The sequence below is a fragment of the Ectobacillus funiculus genome, assembly GCF_004138295.1.
Lineage (GTDB): Bacteria > Bacillota > Bacilli > Bacillales > Bacillaceae_G > Ectobacillus > Ectobacillus funiculus.
On record NZ_SCFM01000007.1, the window covers coordinates 264,728 to 281,766 of the forward strand.

General features: G+C 38.5%; 16 protein-coding genes and 1 pseudogene. 4 read left to right on the top strand and 13 right to left on the bottom strand.

Going from position 1 to position 17,039, the window contains the following annotated elements; genetic code table 11:
* Positions 1-17: 17 nt before the first annotated feature.
* From EP737_RS07625 to EP737_RS07640, 4 genes are all read right to left on the bottom strand, one after another.
* The gene (locus tag EP737_RS07625; RefSeq protein ID WP_129727363.1) at positions 18-743 is read right to left on the bottom strand and encodes a MerR family transcriptional regulator; all 726 of its coding nucleotides are present in this window, start codon (positions 741-743) and stop codon (positions 18-20) included.
* 540 nt (positions 744-1,283) lie between these two features.
* The gene (locus EP737_RS07630) at positions 1,284-2,300 is read right to left on the bottom strand and encodes a Gfo/Idh/MocA family oxidoreductase (protein ID WP_129727364.1); all 1,017 of its coding nucleotides are present in this window, start codon (positions 2,298-2,300) and stop codon (positions 1,284-1,286) included.
* A gap of 78 nt (positions 2,301-2,378) precedes the next feature.
* On the bottom strand, positions 2,379-3,290 hold the full coding sequence (locus EP737_RS07635) for a sugar phosphate isomerase/epimerase family protein (RefSeq protein WP_129727365.1): 912 nt from the start codon (positions 3,288-3,290) through the stop codon (positions 2,379-2,381).
* The gene (locus EP737_RS07640; protein ID WP_129727366.1) at positions 3,281-4,435 is read right to left on the bottom strand and encodes a Gfo/Idh/MocA family protein; all 1,155 of its coding nucleotides are present in this window, start codon (positions 4,433-4,435) and stop codon (positions 3,281-3,283) included. The genes EP737_RS07635 and EP737_RS07640 overlap by 10 nt, the downstream gene beginning before the upstream one ends.
* A 118-nt stretch (positions 4,436-4,553) precedes the next feature.
* Here EP737_RS07640 and EP737_RS07645 point away from each other — a divergent pair, with 118 nt between their 5' ends.
* Positions 4,554-5,384, top strand: a complete 831-nt coding sequence (locus EP737_RS07645) for a helix-turn-helix transcriptional regulator (RefSeq protein WP_165350722.1) — start codon at positions 4,554-4,556, stop codon at positions 5,382-5,384.
* A gap of 422 nt (positions 5,385-5,806) precedes the next feature.
* On the opposite strand, the gene EP737_RS07650 is transcribed toward EP737_RS07645, so the two are convergent.
* The 3 genes from EP737_RS07650 to EP737_RS07660 all read right to left on the bottom strand — a co-directional run bounded on the left by EP737_RS07650 (position 5,807) and on the right by EP737_RS07660 (position 8,220).
* Complete coding sequence (locus EP737_RS07650; RefSeq protein WP_129727368.1) at positions 5,807-6,469, bottom strand: VC0807 family protein; 663 nt, start codon at positions 6,467-6,469, stop codon at positions 5,807-5,809.
* Positions 6,470-6,541: 72 nt separating this feature from the next.
* On the bottom strand, positions 6,542-7,042 hold the full coding sequence (locus EP737_RS07655; protein WP_129727369.1) for a GNAT family N-acetyltransferase: 501 nt from the start codon (positions 7,040-7,042) through the stop codon (positions 6,542-6,544).
* A 626-nt stretch (positions 7,043-7,668) separates the two neighbouring features.
* Entirely contained in the window at positions 7,669-8,220 is a 552-nt protein-coding gene (locus EP737_RS07660; RefSeq protein ID WP_129727370.1) for a DJ-1/PfpI family protein, read from the bottom strand.
* A 354-nt stretch (positions 8,221-8,574) separates the two neighbouring features.
* Between EP737_RS07660 and EP737_RS07665 the strand changes: the two genes are divergently transcribed.
* On the top strand, positions 8,575-9,297 hold the full coding sequence (locus EP737_RS07665; RefSeq protein WP_129727371.1) for a FadR/GntR family transcriptional regulator: 723 nt from the start codon (positions 8,575-8,577) through the stop codon (positions 9,295-9,297).
* A gap of 127 nt (positions 9,298-9,424) precedes the next feature.
* A complete protein-coding gene (locus EP737_RS07670; protein ID WP_205650893.1) occupies positions 9,425-9,691 on the top strand; it encodes a hypothetical protein in 267 nt (88 codons plus the stop codon).
* A 291-nt stretch (positions 9,692-9,982) separates the two neighbouring features.
* On the opposite strand, the gene EP737_RS07675 is transcribed toward EP737_RS07670, so the two are convergent.
* A complete protein-coding gene (locus EP737_RS07675) occupies positions 9,983-10,399 on the bottom strand; it encodes a VOC family protein (RefSeq protein WP_129727373.1) in 417 nt (138 codons plus the stop codon).
* Positions 10,400-10,754: 355 nt separating this feature from the next.
* Between EP737_RS07675 and EP737_RS07680 the strand changes: the two genes are divergently transcribed.
* Positions 10,755-11,069 (top strand): YolD-like family protein, encoded by a 315-nt coding sequence (locus EP737_RS07680; protein ID WP_129727374.1) that lies wholly within the window; start codon positions 10,755-10,757, stop codon positions 11,067-11,069.
* Positions 11,070-11,212: 143 nt separating this feature from the next.
* Here EP737_RS07680 and EP737_RS26735 read toward each other — a convergent pair.
* The 5 genes and pseudogenes from EP737_RS26735 to EP737_RS07705 form a co-directional block, all read right to left on the bottom strand.
* A pseudogene (locus EP737_RS26735) lies at positions 11,213-11,309 on the bottom strand (winged helix-turn-helix transcriptional regulator); the annotation flags it as partial.
* A gap of 166 nt (positions 11,310-11,475) precedes the next feature.
* Entirely contained in the window at positions 11,476-12,291 is an 816-nt protein-coding gene (locus EP737_RS07690; RefSeq protein ID WP_129727375.1) for an SPL family radical SAM protein, read from the bottom strand.
* Positions 12,292-12,605: 314 nt separating this feature from the next.
* A complete protein-coding gene (locus EP737_RS07695) occupies positions 12,606-13,895 on the bottom strand; it encodes an MFS transporter (protein ID WP_129727376.1) in 1,290 nt (429 codons plus the stop codon).
* 351 nt (positions 13,896-14,246) lie between these two features.
* Complete coding sequence (locus EP737_RS07700; protein ID WP_129727377.1) at positions 14,247-16,004, bottom strand: thiamine pyrophosphate-binding protein; 1,758 nt, start codon at positions 16,002-16,004, stop codon at positions 14,247-14,249.
* Complete coding sequence (locus EP737_RS07705) at positions 16,001-16,999, bottom strand: zinc-dependent alcohol dehydrogenase (RefSeq protein ID WP_129727404.1); 999 nt, start codon at positions 16,997-16,999, stop codon at positions 16,001-16,003. Before EP737_RS07705 ends, EP737_RS07700 begins: the two co-directional genes overlap by 4 nt.
* Positions 17,000-17,039: the final 40 nt, after the last annotated feature.

A 17,039-nucleotide genomic window follows, 5' to 3' on the forward strand; every position in this document is an offset into this window, starting at 1 on the left:
GTAGTAATAAAGATGATTTAAATGTGTGACATTGCCTTCTTGATGTAGTCAGAAAGCTGTTGATCTATCCCAAATTTCTCTCCTATTTCAGGATTCTCTCTATAATAACGTTCGGCTGCTTTGGATATCTCAGGATCCGCAAAAGTCAACTTATTGACGAATTCATTCCATTGTTTTGCCAATTGTGTTACATCTAGGTTTTCAGGTGGTGTCCCCTTCTCATATTCCACACGTATCTTTGCAGTTATTTCAGCCCATTTACTTACATACTGCTTTCTTTCCTCTAGTCCAAACTGTTCGAACATCTTTTCCTGTTGCTCTTGGGTAAAATATTTATCTTTATTCATATTAATCACCTCAATTAAATTTATAAATTGTTCAGGCGTCACTTCTTGTTGACTATTAAGCAATTCGTATATTTTCTCTAACCGGCTGCATAACAGTTCTTGTAGCCGAATGCGTTTTTTTACATCATCTAACTGTACTTTGATAATTTCAACCGGATTGAAATTTCGATTTTCCATTATCTCTTTAATCTCCTCCAAAGCAAAACCTAACTGCTTAAGTGACATAATTTGCTGTAGCCTGACTATGTCTGACTCTGTATAAAGTCTATGGCCCGTATCTGAATACTGCGAAGGAGAAAATAGGCTAATTTTATCGTAATGATGAAGCATTCGTACCGTAAGTCCGGTTTGTTTAGCTAATTCGCCAACCTTCCAAGTTTTTTTATTCAGAATCAACCCCTCATTTCGTACGAATTATTTTTGCCGGCAACATTACTATACATCCTGACATAGTGTTAGGTTCAAGTGCCCTTTTGAAACTTTTTTTGGTTGTTTAATTTTCAATAAAAAAGGGCGCCTTCTAATGTAAGAATAGCGCCCTTTTCTTGCAATGTAAGAAAGGATAAGTTTCTAGCTAGGAGACAATTCGATGTAGTAGGAACTTTTAGGAATACAGTATAAGTACAATGTCTAAAGAAGAGGTAAGAGACAAAAACACCTCCGCTTGATTCGTCTTTTTTAGTATGCGAATCAAGGGGGTGTTTTTGTCATGTTTCAAAAGAATGGGAGTTGTTTTTTCATTTTATTTACATATGTGTTCTCTGGTAAAGATAAGTTACAGCTTTAAAATATGTCCCTTTTATTTTCATCATCATTTTAGGCCACAAGCAGTTTTAAAAATAATGTAATTGGGACAGGGACTTACTGTTTGCTGTAGTACTTTTCAATTTTTAAAATTTATACGATATTGTGTAGCCACATGATAGATGAGCTATTCTAAACCTGTTGGATAGCTTTATTTGCATTCGCTATTCTCTCTAAGTATTGAATGACTTTTGCTGCAGATTCTTTTGTAACTTCTGGCTGTTCGCCTAAGCGAATGGCTCTAGCCATTTGTGTATAGAACATTAAATAATTTCCTTTGATGACGCGTCTTTTTTCCATTGTACCGTCTAATTTATAATAATCATATAAGGAATTGTCACCATAATCGGGATCAAGAGGGCGTACACCTTGGATTAATTGCGGCTCCTGTTCCCCCATTTTATGAAATTGATAGGTTCCTTGATTGGTCTGGATTGTATATCGAGGCTCTTCGATGAGAGCTGCGCAGCTATGTTTTATTCTTGCTACATAATCGCCGTAATCAAAGAGTACTTCAAACCAATCATCGACCTTCGAGTCTTCCCTTACTTTTTTCGAAATAGAATATAGATCTTTAGGCTCGCCAAATAAATGTAGGGCTTGATCAATAAAATGTGCACCTAAATCAAATACAAAGTTCGCTCCTTCATAATCCTGTTCACGCCAGTTTTCCTTTTGTACTGGATAATTAAAATCCCAAACCATGCTTACTTCATACAGCTTTTCAAACATACCCTGCTTCTTTAGTTCAGATAGAGTTAAAAAGTCTCCATCATATCGTCTATTCTGATATGCTGAAATAAATAAGTTCTTTTCATCTGCGATTCGATTTAATTCAACAGCCTGCTCATATGTTGCTGTATAAGGCTTTTCAATCAGAACATGCTTATTCTTCGCTAATGCTTGCTTTGCATGTTCAAAATGTAGATGACTTGGTGTCGTGATTACAACGAGCTCTATTTCTTCATCATCTAAAAGCTCTTGGTAATCTTTTGCTACATGAATATAGGGATAATCATCTTTTGCTGTATTTGCATGACGTTGTACGACCGTTTTTAGTTCAAAATGTTCATGAGCATCAATAAATGGACAATGAAAAATTCTCCCTGAAAATCCATATCCTAACACGCCAGTAACAATCGGTTTCATATATCCCTCTCCATATCATCTATTTATTTTTACACTTTAAGAAAGTATAAATTTCTAGCTGGATGCCAATTCGGCGTATCAAGAGCAGGGCTCGCCAACCAGCGAGTTTTCTACTAGACCTATCTCCTGAAAATATTCTAATGTTCGCTTTGCAATCTTAAAAGGAGCATCAGCAGGGGCAGGGTACATATCCTGTTCTACCACTGCTTCACCAGTAAATTGGATATCCCTTAGTACTTTTGTGAGTTGAATAAAATCAACATCCCCGGATTCAGGATCACACATTACCCCTTCTTGAACACCTTGGGCAAAGGAACAATTATTTTCTATCATTTTCTTGCGAATATGTGTATTACAGTCCTTTAAGTGTAAGTATTTAATCCGGTCTGCATGCTTTTTAATAAATGAAAGAGGTTCCCCTCCGGCATAGAGATGATGTCCTGTATCCAAACATAGATCGACATCAATGTCCTTTAACAGTCTTTCAATCTCTTCTTCCGTCTCCACATGTGTTTCCGCGTGCGGATGGAATACGACCTTAATGTCCGCTTTGCTTTTTACGTAGTCTACAATCTTTTGAATGTTTGTTATCATTTGCTGCCATTGAACATCACTAAGCTCTTTTTCCGCAATATGTTCTCCAGTAAATAGATCTGTATACATCCCATCAATCAATACTAAATATGATGCAGAAGAAAAATGCTGTTGTAAGGATAATATTTGGTCCAATGTTTCATAAATAGGCTGTAAATCCTGTACAAACACAATATCCGTCATTAATGTGGTTGCAACGAGCTCTAAACCTCGTTTAGACAGCTCTTCCTTCAACTGAACAGGATCCGTAGGGAGATATCCCCACGGCCCTAGCTCTAACGTTTTATAACCCGCTTCCTTCATTTCATCTAAGCATTGCTGCCAAGGAATTTGTTTTGGATCATTCGGAAACCATATTCCCCAGGAATCCGGAGCGGTTCCTATTCTTATAGACATATGGAAGTGCTCCCTTCCTTTACCTTTTCCCATTGTCCTGTTTCTGCAGATGCTAAGATCGCTTGAATACATGTATCGATTTTTGCACCAAATTCAAAATCACATACGTATTCAGCATGATTCGTAAATGCATCTAACACTTTGGCAGCTTCAATAACTTTCATATCATTAAAGCTTATATTAATACCTGAAGCAGGTTGGAATATTCCATAATCTCCATGCTCTGGCCCTAGTAATACATTTCTGAACCCGCGATGTGTACTTTCTTCATTGTGGAAATAGACATTTACTTCATTCAATCTCTCCAAATTAAATGTAGCAGTTCCTAACGTTCCTTGAATTTCAAACGCTAAGTAGTTCTTTCTTCCTGTTCCAACACGGCTCGTTGATAATTGACCGATGGCACCGGATTCATAAACAGCTGTGAATGCCATATAATCCTCGGTTTCAACCTGACCCATTTCGGTCGATCCTGCTTTTACAGGTCTCTCCGGAAGATAAATTTTTGAAACGGCGTTTACAGATTCAATGTCCCCCATAATATATTGGGACACACTTAAAAGATGTGAACCTAAGTCTCCTAAAGCCCCGCTGCCAGCCTGCTTTACGAGATGTCTCCACGTAATAGGAATAGATGGGTCAAGAAGCATGTCTTGGTCGTAACGTCCATCAAAACGCATGATTGTACCTAGTTTGCCGGATGCTACTAATTGTTTTATATATTCAGTAGCAGGGTTCATCACATTATTAAAGGCGACATAATTCAAGACACCTTTTTCTTTTGCAATTCTTGCTAATTCATTTGATTCTTCTGCACTTAAGGATAGCGGCTTTTCACAATAGACATTTTTGCCATGCAATAAAGCTGCTTTTGCTATTTCGTAATGAAATGCATTTGGTGTAACAATATCAACAATATCTACTTCATCTGATTGAATAATGTCGAGCCAATTTGTCGTCCATTCTTCAAACCCAAAGGTTTCAGCTGCCTTTTTGGAAACGTCCTCATTTACATCCATAATTATTTTAAAAACAGGTTCGCCTATTTGTTCTCCATATAAACGGTATGCAGTTGTATAGGCATTAACGTGTGATTTGCACATCCATCCGGCTCCAACCATACCAATTCTAACTTTTTTCTTCATTTCGATCCCAACCTTGTCAGTTATTTGCTATCATGTGGTTAGTATAGTATGTTTTCATATCAAGAGTCATCCGATAATATTGCTCATTAAATATCAAAATATTGCTATGGAGGCCATCATGAAAATCAATGAACCTGGGGTTCTGCCAACATCGGAATTTTTTATCCATACACCTAATGAATTTTCAAGAAAGCATTTATTTACAATTCATTTTGCAGGCCGGTATGATTGTGATACGGATTACCTTATTGAGAGAACTTTTCATGACTATTATTTAATTCTTAAAGTCATTCATGGACAGCTGCGGCTAGAGTATGACCAACAAACATTTCTTGTAAATGCCAATGAATTGCTTCTATTTGATTGTCGTATTCCTCATAAATACTATGCAACGACACAGATTACTTTTGAGTATATTCATTTTAAGGGAAATGCAAGCAAAGAATTATATGAGATGATTACTCAACTCTATAGTCCGGTCATCCCTCTGTTAAATGACATTGAAATAATGAAATCCATTGACACAATTTTGAGTATGCTAGAACATCAAAGAGTCAGTGATACAAAGGTTTCGTATGAAATCCATAAAATACTTAGTCTTTTACTGGAGCAAAATCAATCATCATCTTCAATATCAAATTTAAAGGAAGTAATTGCGTACATAGATGAAAACAGTGAAAAGCCTTTAAATATTCATGATTTGGCTCATTTAGCATCACTGAGCATCTATCACTTTTCGAGAAAGTTTAAGAAGTTTACGGGTTTATCACCACATGAATACGTCATTGTTAAACGATTAACACGTGCTAAATCCTTACTAAAAAATACGGAGTTTTCTATCAATAAAATCTCTGAAATGGTTGGTTTTAGTTCGCCATCCCATTTTATTGCTACTTTTAAAAAACACACGCATATGACTCCAAAAGAATTTAGGGATTTTCGTTTTTAGAAGAAGTATACAAAGCCAACGTACACACTGGCTCAGTTAAGGATATTTCTGTGTTCAACAATTTCTCCTTTTTATAGAAGATCAATATAGCCTCTATTAGCTGGTTAGTTAAAGAAGTTGCAAACATAAGCTTTGGAAGCTTGTACTCATACTTTTCAATTACGGAAGAAATATTTCTAAAAATTTTAGAATTCTCTCGTACAGAAGAAGATTTCAAAGAAAAGAAATTATTAGGGACAGCGTGAGAAAATATCGAATTGTGTTTAGACTCCTAAGCAGTAAATCTTGAAATGATTCAACATAGCATTGTCCCTTTTTGACTGATGAACCCCGAGTACGTTTGCTGAGATAGACTTGGGTAATTAACAAGTTAATAATGATGGAAAGATACACAGAAAGCAGGAAAGCCAAGGTGATTGTCTTCAACCATGCGTTTTGTTAGAGATAATTTCCTTGAATTTTTTCTGAGAGTGTTTTCGATAAATAACAGTAAAAACTATTGCAGCTCCTATAAATCCGTACATAACGAAGTTCGAAACAGCTAAGAATTGAGTGACAGATAATTTAAAGACAAGAATCGAACGTACTGCGGATTCTCCCAATAATGCTACCCCCCAAACAACGGTCATTAATCTTAAAACAAATCGAAAGTAAGCGTATTGCCAATTATCAGCAAAAGCTGATGTTTTATCTGGATCATTTCCAACCGTAAAACGAATAGCAAAATAGAAAATTAATGGTCTAGGGAATAATAGTGAGCCGAGGAAAATAATGCCCAAGATCCCCGTTACAAAAGATTCCCGAATTAAGAGCAAACGTTCACTTCCTCCAATACACATCATAATAATGCCTAGTAAGAAGCTGACTAACATAAAAACAGCAAACACATCCATTTTTCTTCTTTTAATAAAGCTGAACAAATTATCAATTAAGGGAATAACGGTAGCAATGGATAGAGCTGCTATGCTTGACATGTGCGATCTAAGTATTTCGTAAACAACAAATGGAACCGCGCCGTTAATAAGAAGTGTAATGACAATGCCTCTAATAATTTCTTTTCTTGAAATCGAACCTGTTTGGTTCATGTACAACCCCGCCTTTTATATTGGTGTTTTATTACTAAAATTGCGTATTACTTCAACAGTTAGTTAACTAGCTTATAAAATCTTTTCAAAGCACTGATAGGGATGCTTACGGAAAGGAAATCGTATTTGTCCTACTGGGTTATACCCTGCTCTTTCATACATCGTTATAGCAGCAGGGTTTGCCGTATAGGCATCTAATCGAATACTTGTGTATCCTTGGGATGTAGCCAAAGCCTCTGCATGCAGCAGAAGCTGTTTACCAATTCCTTTCCCCTGTGAATCAGGATGCACCGCTAAACGATGGATCACGGCAGGTCTTCCTTCTTTATCACTCCATGGAAGACCTGCATATTTGAAGCTTTGATCTTCATTCAAAACTACGACACCTATGCAAAATCCATCATTCAATATAGCATGGAGATGCCCACCTTTCAGGTCTTTACCGATGACAAATTCATTTAGGTAAAATCGATCCCATTGATCCACTCCATTGTTTCTCAAATGCTTGGTAACAGTAACGTATAAAGACTTTATAGATTTCAAGCTATTTATAGAAGCGATTTCTATGTTCACATTTTTACTCCCTTTTCATTTGTTTTATGAACTCAGGAACAAATCCTCAGTAAACATTCCTTGGAAACCAAATGGAATATGGTGCGACACCAATGCCCTTCCTATTTAAATCCCTTCTAATCAAACATAACAAACCGACTAGCGGTTTGTTATGTTTTAAAAAAATAACTGCCTAGAGTGTTCCCTGCTTCAATTGAAGTTCTCGTCAATACCTTTTTTCTTCTGCCTGTAGTGCTTCATAATTATTTCTCAAGATATTTCATAAATACCAACGGTCGACTTGTAATTTGATTATACATACCGCTGGTCGGTCCGTCAATGGGGTTTGAATTTTTTTCCAAATATTTGAGTTAGTAAAAAGGAAGGCTAAGCGGGAAGCAGCTACACATTGAAAGCCTAAAAAAAGAGATTTGTATGGAATAGGAGAAGTAACAAAAGGGGACTTCCAGTGGGTGAAAAAAGTATCTCAAGGAATCCAAGACTAGTATATGGAATTGGAAGCAGAAAAAGCAGTTTATGTGGCCCTGACGCATACCTAATTTCGTTCATGTTTATCCTTATAGTAGCACGGGGAGGGGAAGGTGATTATTTACTTTAAAATTCTCTCCTTCCCCTCAATAATAGCCTTATGAATTCAGTTGTTTAATAAACTCCTTCATAAAGCCCGGAAGATCCGGCCATGCATGACCGGAAATTAGATTCCCTTGAACGTGAAGGTGATTTTCAATATAGGTTGCACCACATGCCTCCACATCCGGCTTGCAGGCGATATAAGCAGTCAACTCACGGCCTTCTAAGTATTGACGAACCGTTGTTAACACAAGGCTGGCATGGCAGATGGCCCCAACAGGTTTATTCGCCTCAAAGAAATGGGCCACAATCCTTGGGACATTTTCATTTAAACGAATATATTCCGGAGCTCTTCCTCCTGGAATAATCAGACCATCATATTCTTCAGGATTTACATCCTCGAAGGCTAACTGTGATTCAATTAAGTATCCTTTGCTCTCCGTATAAGTATCCCAGCCGATAAAATCATGAACGACCGTTTGCAGCTTCTTTTTTGATGGAGCCGCTATTTGTACATCGAATCCTTCTTCTAAACAACGAAAATACGGGTAGTAAATTTCCAAAGCCTCAACAGCATCTCCTGCTATAATTAGAACTTTTTTTGACATAGAAATAATTCCCTTCTCTTCAAAATTAGGATTTACCTTCAAATATTATACATTCTCCATGTTACCATTAATTCCCTCCTCCGGGTCGCAATCCATCTTCATCAACTTAAAATAAGATATGGACATCGCTTGTTTTTTCACTAGGCTAATCAAGAGGTTCAAGCACGGAGTCTGCCATTTTGGGCCTTGGAGCTAGACATCACCCCAAAAATTATATTTTCTTACAGTGCAAGAAAAATTAATGCATTCCAAACTAAAAATAAACAGCTTGACGATTCAGATTTATCTACATATAATTCACTTGATTGGGCTATCCAACAGCCCAGGTGATTAACTAAACCTGGAGGTCGATTCATGAGTAATGAAATTTTCTCGGGCTTGCGTAATGAAAGACTATACGAAAAAATAGTGGTACAAATTAGACAATTGATACAGGATGGAAAGTTAAAGCCAGGAGATCGTTTACCAGGTGAACGTGAGCTAGCACAAACTTTAGGCTGCAGCCGCACCTCCTTACGTGAGGCTTGCCGCGTGTTAGAGTCAGAGGGGCTCATTATTTCCAAGCCTGGTGGCGGGCGATTTATTCAACATGTGGATCAGAATATGATGCCAGGGTATCGCTTTAATCCTATAGACATGCTTGAAAAGACAGCTATTATTTACTTCTTGGAGGCAAGAGAAACTCTTGAACCAAAAATCGCGGAGTTAGCTAGTCAAAGGGCAACTGTAGAAAATATAGAAAAGATGGAACAGATCTTATTAAAAATGGAAGATCAGCTGAAATATCCAGATCAAAAGGTAGAAGCAGATAGCAGCTTTCATTTAGCTTTAGCTGAAGCTACGCAAAACTTTGTTTTTGTATCCATGATGGAAACGAATTTAAACATGATTCGCCAGATTCGAAAACAAACTTTGAATTCAAAAGAACGCTATCCTCAATCTCTAGCAGAGCACCGAGCTATTTTAGAGGCAATCAAACATCGTAAGACGTCCGAGGCTGTTGAAGCCACTTATATCCATCTTCAACATCTGCGGGATAATATATTAAAAAATTATCCAGAACAAGAAGAGAATTAATTCAATTAGTAGGGAGAACACTTGTATTGGGAAAGTACCGAGAGATCGAAAGAAACGGAAACCAGACCTTGTCGTTCCAATACGGATGGACAAGGTCGCTTACTGTTGTTTTATGCGCCTTTCCCTATTGAATAAAAAACATTTAATAACCAATACTAAATTGATTAACTTTGGAAAGGTTGTGTTTTTATTGAATCAAGAAACAAAAGTAGCTAATGAGCTCCAAAAAATGATGACCTGGAACCTAGTTCCTGTATCAGCTCAAGAAGATATAAATGAGATTTGCGACAGTTTAATGAATGGATCTGTCACACTGACTGAGTTGGAAAATCGAGATCCCTTTGTGGTAGAAATCATTCATAATGCAATGCACCGAGTAGGAAAAGAACACTGATCGAACTGCTGGAAAGCGAAGAATGAAGCCCAATTTCCTAATTTAATGCTGAGAAATTGGGCTTTTTTCGTTACTTCAGAAAAGCGCCCTATTCCGGAATAGTCCTTTACTAATATTACCTTATGAAGTCCTTTTCACTTTTCTTGTGCTTTTTATCCCCAGAATAGTAGTTGAATACAGAACAGTTGGGGTAAGCATAACATAAATTGAGACAGCTGCCACTGCACAGATAATTGCTACGCCCTACAGTCAACTCAAGCCTCGGTGAACTGTGAATGCTGACAGCGAAGGTCACGCTTTTCTAGTCGAACTGAGAACCTCCAAATAGTGCTGATTGTACATAATGCCTAGGATGTTCCCAAAGGGATCGACCACGGAAGCAGTGATGAATCCTTCGCCGCGCTCTGTGGGTGCCTCGTACTCTTTCGCTCCCATAGACAGCAGCTTCTTGAAAGTTGCTGTTACATCATCGACGTGCCAGTACACTACAGCACCGGCCGGGCCGGTCGCGGAACCATCAGGCGCATAGCGGCTATCGATCAGGCCCAGCTCGTGCTGGTAGTCGCCGAGGCGAAACTCGACATATCCTGGACGTTCGAAGTATGGTTCGATGCCCAATAGCTCGGCGTACCACTTCTTTGCCGCTACTAGATCCTCCGTCCAAAAACTGACTGTGGTAAGTCCTCGCAAAGTCTGGCTGTCGCTCATAATGGATCTCCTCCTTAATGTTGAGTGGTACTAAACTAAAACCAACTAACATCTTCTAATTAACTTCGATTTACTTACGAATACTCCCTTCTCTTATTCAAGAAAATGGACGTTACGACTTTATTTCAAAGCAACACAAACTGAACGCTGATTAATCAGCGTCTTTTTGCTACCCCGATATTTCCTGAGCACGTCCACGCTAGCCCGTCAGGCTGGTAAAAACAGAAAGAAAGCAAAAGATTTAACGGTGGGAAGATGCTATTTCAGAAGTATTCGATTAACCTCCACTTGCATATTGCTTATGTCTAGAGGTAAAATAAGAACATAAGTTCTGTTTCGGAAGGTGGTTATCGTAATGAAGGAATGGCGGCCGACAACATTTATATCGGAGCAGATGGCCATGCTAGATGGTTTGCCTCTCACACAAACAAAGGTCAACCAACCACAAATAGATGACCAAGCGCTAGAACAATTTGATGCGATGGTAGACGATGCACTGGAGAATAACAACCTGCTGTACGTCGACTTCTGGCGAAATGGATATATAGCGCACGTTAGCGGACATGTGCATTACTACGATACACAACGAAATCAACTTCGCATAGTTGACATTAAAAGAAAGGTGCGTTACATAAACGTAAAGGACATCGTACATATATCTATGGATTAAGCGTTAGGAGGTGACGCCTTTGATATTGCATATCGTATATCAATTTTTACATTGTTATAGATTGATTTAAAAACAAACGGTAGGTTTCACTTGTACAATTCTATATCATTTATAACTAATGCAACTCTAGATGCGGCTGCTTATCCTATCAAATGAACTTTCTCTCCTAGTTCTTTCATAAGTAATACGACTATTTTTAGATAACTCTTCTAATATTTGCATGTCTGTGTAATCCAACATGAAATTAACTCCTTTCAAAAATAGGGAGTACCAACTTTTTATCATGTTTCCCACGCTAAGTCTGAACTCCTTGATGAATAAGCAATTCCCTAAAATGTTCATTTAGCGTGGATTTTACATCAAAATGTTAGTTGGCCCCCCTACTATTGGGGAGTGTATTGAAGTTTCAATCTTCATTGAATACATCTATATTGTTAAACTCTTCTTCTAATATAGCCAAAACCTTTTTATAGGCATCTGGTTCGAACCACTGTAATAAGTTCAATTGTTCATAAATTTTTCTTATGCCCATTCGTTCGGTTCTTCTACCTCTGCTTCCGTCACCCAAAAAAAAGTCATCTAATGCTACGTTATTTGTTACGTTTTTTAAAGTTTTCGCTATATGTTTGCTCAGAGGTAGCATCGGAGAAATTGATGCTCTCGTCGGCACGCCTGCTTCCGTAATTTCTTTTAATGCATTTAATCTCGCAGGAATGGGAGGGGCTGAAGGGGTGAAAATTTTTCTTATCTTTTCTAAGTCCGTTTCTATAGTCATGCTAATAATGATTTTATCATCAAACTTCTTAAATAAATCCAGATCCCTTGTTACCAAAGGTGAGCGTGTGTGCACTAGTAAGTTGTCAATATCATCTTTTAGCATCAACATCGTTTGAAGAAGTGAACGTGTTAATTTTGTCTTCGCTTCTATTCCTTGATAAGGGTCTGTTGCAGTGCTCATAAAAATAGATACAGGAGTACCTTTCTTCTTCGCTTTTTTTATTTCCTTTTCCAATAACTCCGCAGCATTCGTTTTTATATCTACGTATTTACCCCATTCTTGTTCTCTGTATTTAGCTGCTGGCATTTCTCTTACATAGCAATATTTACAACCAAATGAGCAACCCACATATGGATTCAATGTAAATGTAAATCCACTTCCGTCTAACAAACCATTTGCAGGTGTCAAAATCGACTTAGAGTGTATGTTTTTAAATTCAACCATAGTCTTTGTACTTCCATTTCGAATTCTATAATTGGCTTTGACTTCTTTTTAAACAATTTCTAAATAATTATAATCCTCAACTGTAATTGGACGCAATCCGGAAGTCTTTCGGTAATTTCTGAAGCATATTTTCTTCTCCCACGATATCAAGAAGCATTTCTTTCATAGTAATCTTGTTCTCAAGACTCATTATACCTATTCCCTAATCCACTATATCAACAGAACGATAAACTAACACCTCATAAAAAATGAATAGCAGCCTCGTTTGAGACTGCCCGTTCTCTTAACATAGTCTTCTTTTTTGTGAAATTACTTCACGCTGAATGCTGAGATAATTTCGTGTCGGCAGCTTCAATCGGTTCTAGATCCGTAAGCAGGAATGCATAGCTCAGAATCCCAATGACTAGAAACGCTGCTGCTATTAGGAATGCATACATAAAGGAGCCTGTGGCTTGAACAATAAATCCTGTCGTAATTGGTGCCACGATTGCCATTGCATTGTTTCCAAAGGTTAAAAGTCCTGTCAAAGTTCCCACACTTCCCTTAGGTGCAATAAATGTTGGGATGCTGTAGGCAACCGCCGAAGTAACTACAAGCCCACCAAGTGCCATTGAAATCCAAAATACAGCCATATTTGGGTTATGTGTAAACGCCGCGCCAATGATGGACAAACCGAGAAGCAGACCGCTCACTAAAAAGATTTTGCATACACGAGTTCTATTATAGCCTTTATGGATGAGACGATCGACGAGCCAGCCACCAATGACCAGTTCTGTAATCGTGCCCACAATCCACGGTATCGCCGAATACCACCCCGATTTCAGGATAGACATGTGCATCTCCGTCGCAAGGTAACCTGGAAGCCAGGTTAGAAATAAAAACCATGAATATCCATAGGCTGCAAATCCAATGAATACTGCCCATACTTTTCGTTTAGTTAATAGATAACGTATATTCTTGATGGCACTGCCTGATGCTTCCTCTGAACTTTGTGAACCGCCCTCGGTAATGTATTTATACTCTTCTTTCGTCAATCGTTTATCTTCATGAGGTTCACGGTACCATATCCAATACACAATGGCATAAAGAAAACTGAGAATCGCAGTTGCAAGAAAGCCGCCGCGCCATCCCCATTCGGTCACAATCAAAGCTAGTATCGGAGCACCAATTGCATTGGAAAGTTTAGACTGCGAATCATAGACAGCTACGGCTCTCCCTCGTTCATTTCGAGGAACCCAATGACTGACTGCTTTGGCTGCAGATGGGAAGAATGGAGCCTCCCCAACCCCCAATAAGACTCTAGACAAGATAATTAATCCCCATCCATTAGCTACTGCGGTTAAAAGGCAAGCTACTGTCCATATAACCGTCGCCACTCGTGTTACCCATTTAACTCCTATTTTATCCAGTAAAGGTCCAATGGGAAGTTGAAGAAGAGCGTACGACCATGCAAAGGCAGATAAAAAGATCCCCACCTGTCCCGGCGTCAAATTAAATTCCTTTTGTAATAACGGCATCGCGACTGACATATTGATGCGATCAAAATAGTTCACCACCACGCCAAATGCAATTAAGATTACAATTGACCAACGATGATTTTTCATACGTTCCCTCCATTCACCAAAATATTCATCTATTTATAGATACGCACTTTCATTTCTTGTGAATAATCTATAGTAGAGTTTTAATCATCAATGGTATACGCCCGCATGTAAGATCATCTGTCTGTAACTGATACACATTGACTCTAGGAGTAGTCATCTCCCTTTAAAAAATTGGCATCGCTTTCATTTTTCTAACTATTCCTTACATAGCAAACTCTATTTATTTTAACAGCTATGGCAAACTGAATGATGGAATACCTCTATCAAACGTAGAGCTCCATTCATGTACTTTCTTCAGTCATTAGATAATGGCAAACATCTCCTGACTTATGATAATCTCACCATTAAAGATTAAACGGATACGTGATGAACCTTCTTATTAGGCGAATAGATATCCATGATGTTCCAGTGTCCAGCAGTTGGAACCGGATTATTTAACATGGCCACATCAATAACAAACGGTTTGTTAGACTCAATAGCTCGTTTTAATACAGATTTAAATTCTTCTGCTGACTGAATCTTAACCCCTTCCACCCCGTATGCTTTTGCGATACTTGCAAAGTCTGGGGAATACGGTTCTCCATCAATTTGGAACACAGTACCAAGGGTTGTGCCGTAATGAGCTTTTTGTAATCCTGCAATTGTACCGAACGCATAGTTGTTCATAATAACCCAAACCACCGGGATATTTTCTTCGGCAGCTGTAGCAAGCAAAGCAGGATTTTGTCCAAAACCGCCATCTCCTACTAATGAAACGACCACTTTATCTGGTTGTGCGATCTTTGCCCCTAATGCAGCTGGAGCTCCGAATCCCATTGTGGCAAAACCGCCAGGAGTTAAGATGCTTCCTGCCTCGTAAATCGGGAATTGCTGCCCGACCCCATTTTTATTCCAGCCTACATCAGTGGTGATAATCGCATCTTTAGGAAGTACTTCACGAACTTCTTCCAAAATACGCTGCGGTTGCATCGGGAATGAATGATCCATGATATATTGTTTATTGCTGTTTTTAAATTCTTTCCGATAAGCTGCAATCTCTTGTGCGAGCTCCTCGTTTTGTAATCCATGCGGCAAAAGCTCTTTTGCTACACGGTTAAGAACTGCTAGAGCCTGTTTCAAGTCAGCAACAACCCCAATTTCCACTGGATAGTTCCTACCAATTTCACTCGGATCAATGTCAATTTGAATTAATTTGGTGGGCGGGAAATTAAACGTATATTCCGATTCCCAAGAACTGCAGTCCGCTTCAGCAAAACGAGTGCCTAATGCGAAAATATAATCTGCCGCTTTGCATTTATCATTAATAAACCTTGTTCCCCAGAACCCTGTCATTCCTAATGTTAACGGATGGTCATCGGAGACGGCACCTTTCCCCATCAGGGAATGAGCTACTGGAATACTCAAGTGCTCTACCAATTCTCTTAACTCTTTAGAAGCATCAGCTAACATAATTCCCCCGCCAACATAGAATAGCGGATTTTTAGCGTTTGCAAGCTTTTCAATAATGTTTCTAGCTGTTATATCGTCAATGGAAGGCTTGTGAAGTGTTTTCGTGTTATGATTTAATTTTTCAAATAGAGCTACATCAATTTCTTTAGAGAAAATATCCATCGGGACAGATACTAAAACCGGGCCAGGATTTCCGCTTTCAGCAAGTTGGAAGGCCTTTTCAATAATTTCCGGAAATAAATCTGGGCGATCTACACGCCAAGCGCGTTTTACAAAAGGACGATAAATTTCATGCTGTGAAGCATCGGCATGCAAATTGACTTCTTGATGTGGATGTTTTCCATAGTAATGACTCGGGACATCACCAGCAATAACAACCATTGGAATAGAATCTAGTGCTGCATTGGCAACTCCTGTAGCAGCATTTGTTAATCCAGGACCTAAATGGCTTAATACAACTGATGTTTGTTTTTTCGCTCTCGCATATCCGTCAGCTATATGGGCAGCGATTTGCTCGTGTCTGACGTTCATAAATTTGATGGAGCTGTTTTCCAAAGCTGTTAAAACCGCAATGTTTGTATGTCCACAAAGACCAAAGATGTGTTCTACTCCCCTGTTTTCAAGATATTTCACTAGTTGATGAGAAATCAGGCCTTTCATTGGTTATGCTCCTCCTTAAAATTTAAGATGATTTTTCCATACTGTCCTGAAATAGCCGCTTCATAAGCTCGTTGATAGTCTGTGAAATGGATAATCTCCGAAATGATCGGTTCTACATTAAAGTTATCCTGCATTAAATACTCTAAGGTCTGTAAAAAGTCCGATGGGAAGTTATAAATGATCGTTCCATGTATATTCAATTCCTTCCTTACAACCTGCGCAACAGGAAAGTTAGCTTCTGGTGCAAGGCCAACTAAAACCACAGAACCTCCAGGACTCGCTATTTGTATCGCTTGTTCAACCGACTGTTTTACTCCAGCTGCTTCTATGACAACATCAAAGGTCTCATCCTTAATGTCTTGTGGATGTGCTGTCCTTGTCACCCCAAAGCTGCTTGCCTTATCTAGTTTCGTTTGGCTAATATCAATTGCCGTTACCCGAGCTCCTAAATAAGTTGCTAAAGCCACAGCCAGCATCCCTTCGGTACCACAGCCAATGATTGCAACAGAGGTATCTTTCGTGATATTTATCTTTTTAAAAGCATGGACGATCACCGCAAAAGGTTCAATTAACACAGCTCTTTCATCAGACATTTCATCAGGGATTGGCAATACATATTTTGATGAAATAGTAAACTCCTCTGAAAATCCCCCATTCGTATTAATGCCTAACGATTGTTTATGACGACAAATATTTGTCTTTCCTTTTACACATAAATCACATTCGCCGCAAAATGAATTCGGTTGGACAACAATTCTTTTTCCCACTTCATATTTTGCAGCTTTACCTGTCTCAATAATTGTCCCTAGTAATTCGTGACCAGGTCTGATTGGATAAGAGGCATGATTAATCTTCCCTTTATAGACCCCAATATCTGACCCGCAAATCCCGCCATAAATTAATTTAACTTTTACTTCATCATCTTTTAGGGGAGGCGTAGATTGAACTTCTCTTAATTCTAAATCACCTGGTTTGCTTAAATATAATTCCAACATCTTCTTCATCACCAATCCTTCAGTTATTTTCTAATTCTCT

What these genes read in the sequence shown, in the direction of transcription:
- EP737_RS07630 (WP_129727364.1), bottom strand. Translation starts at nt 2,300, where the DNA reads ATGAAACCGATTGTTACTGGCGTGTTAGGATATGGATTTTCAGGGAGA.
- EP737_RS07635 (WP_129727365.1), bottom strand. Translation starts at nt 3,290, where the DNA reads ATGTCTATAAGAATAGGAACCGCTCCGGATTCCTGGGGAATATGGTTT.
- EP737_RS07640 (WP_129727366.1), bottom strand. Translation starts at nt 4,435, where the DNA reads ATGAAGAAAAAAGTTAGAATTGGTATGGTTGGAGCCGGATGGATGTGC.
- EP737_RS07645 (WP_165350722.1), top strand. Translation starts at nt 4,554, where the DNA reads ATGAAAATCAATGAACCTGGGGTTCTGCCAACATCGGAATTTTTTATC.
- EP737_RS07650 (WP_129727368.1), bottom strand. Translation starts at nt 6,469, where the DNA reads ATGAACCAAACAGGTTCGATTTCAAGAAAAGAAATTATTAGAGGCATT.
- EP737_RS07660 (WP_129727370.1), bottom strand. Translation starts at nt 8,220, where the DNA reads ATGTCAAAAAAAGTTCTAATTATAGCAGGAGATGCTGTTGAGGCTTTG.
- EP737_RS07665 (WP_129727371.1), top strand. Translation starts at nt 8,575, where the DNA reads ATGAGTAATGAAATTTTCTCGGGCTTGCGTAATGAAAGACTATACGAA.
- EP737_RS07675 (WP_129727373.1), bottom strand. Translation starts at nt 10,399, where the DNA reads ATGAGCGACAGCCAGACTTTGCGAGGACTTACCACAGTCAGTTTTTGG.
- EP737_RS07680 (WP_129727374.1), top strand. Translation starts at nt 10,755, where the DNA reads ATGAAGGAATGGCGGCCGACAACATTTATATCGGAGCAGATGGCCATG.
- EP737_RS07690 (WP_129727375.1), bottom strand. Translation starts at nt 12,291, where the DNA reads ATGGTTGAATTTAAAAACATACACTCTAAGTCGATTTTGACACCTGCA.
- EP737_RS07695 (WP_129727376.1), bottom strand. Translation starts at nt 13,895, where the DNA reads ATGAAAAATCATCGTTGGTCAATTGTAATCTTAATTGCATTTGGCGTG.
- EP737_RS07700 (WP_129727377.1), bottom strand. Translation starts at nt 16,004, where the DNA reads ATGAAAGGCCTGATTTCTCATCAACTAGTGAAATATCTTGAAAACAGG.
- EP737_RS07705 (WP_129727404.1), bottom strand. Translation starts at nt 16,999, where the DNA reads ATGTTGGAATTATATTTAAGCAAACCAGGTGATTTAGAATTAAGAGAA.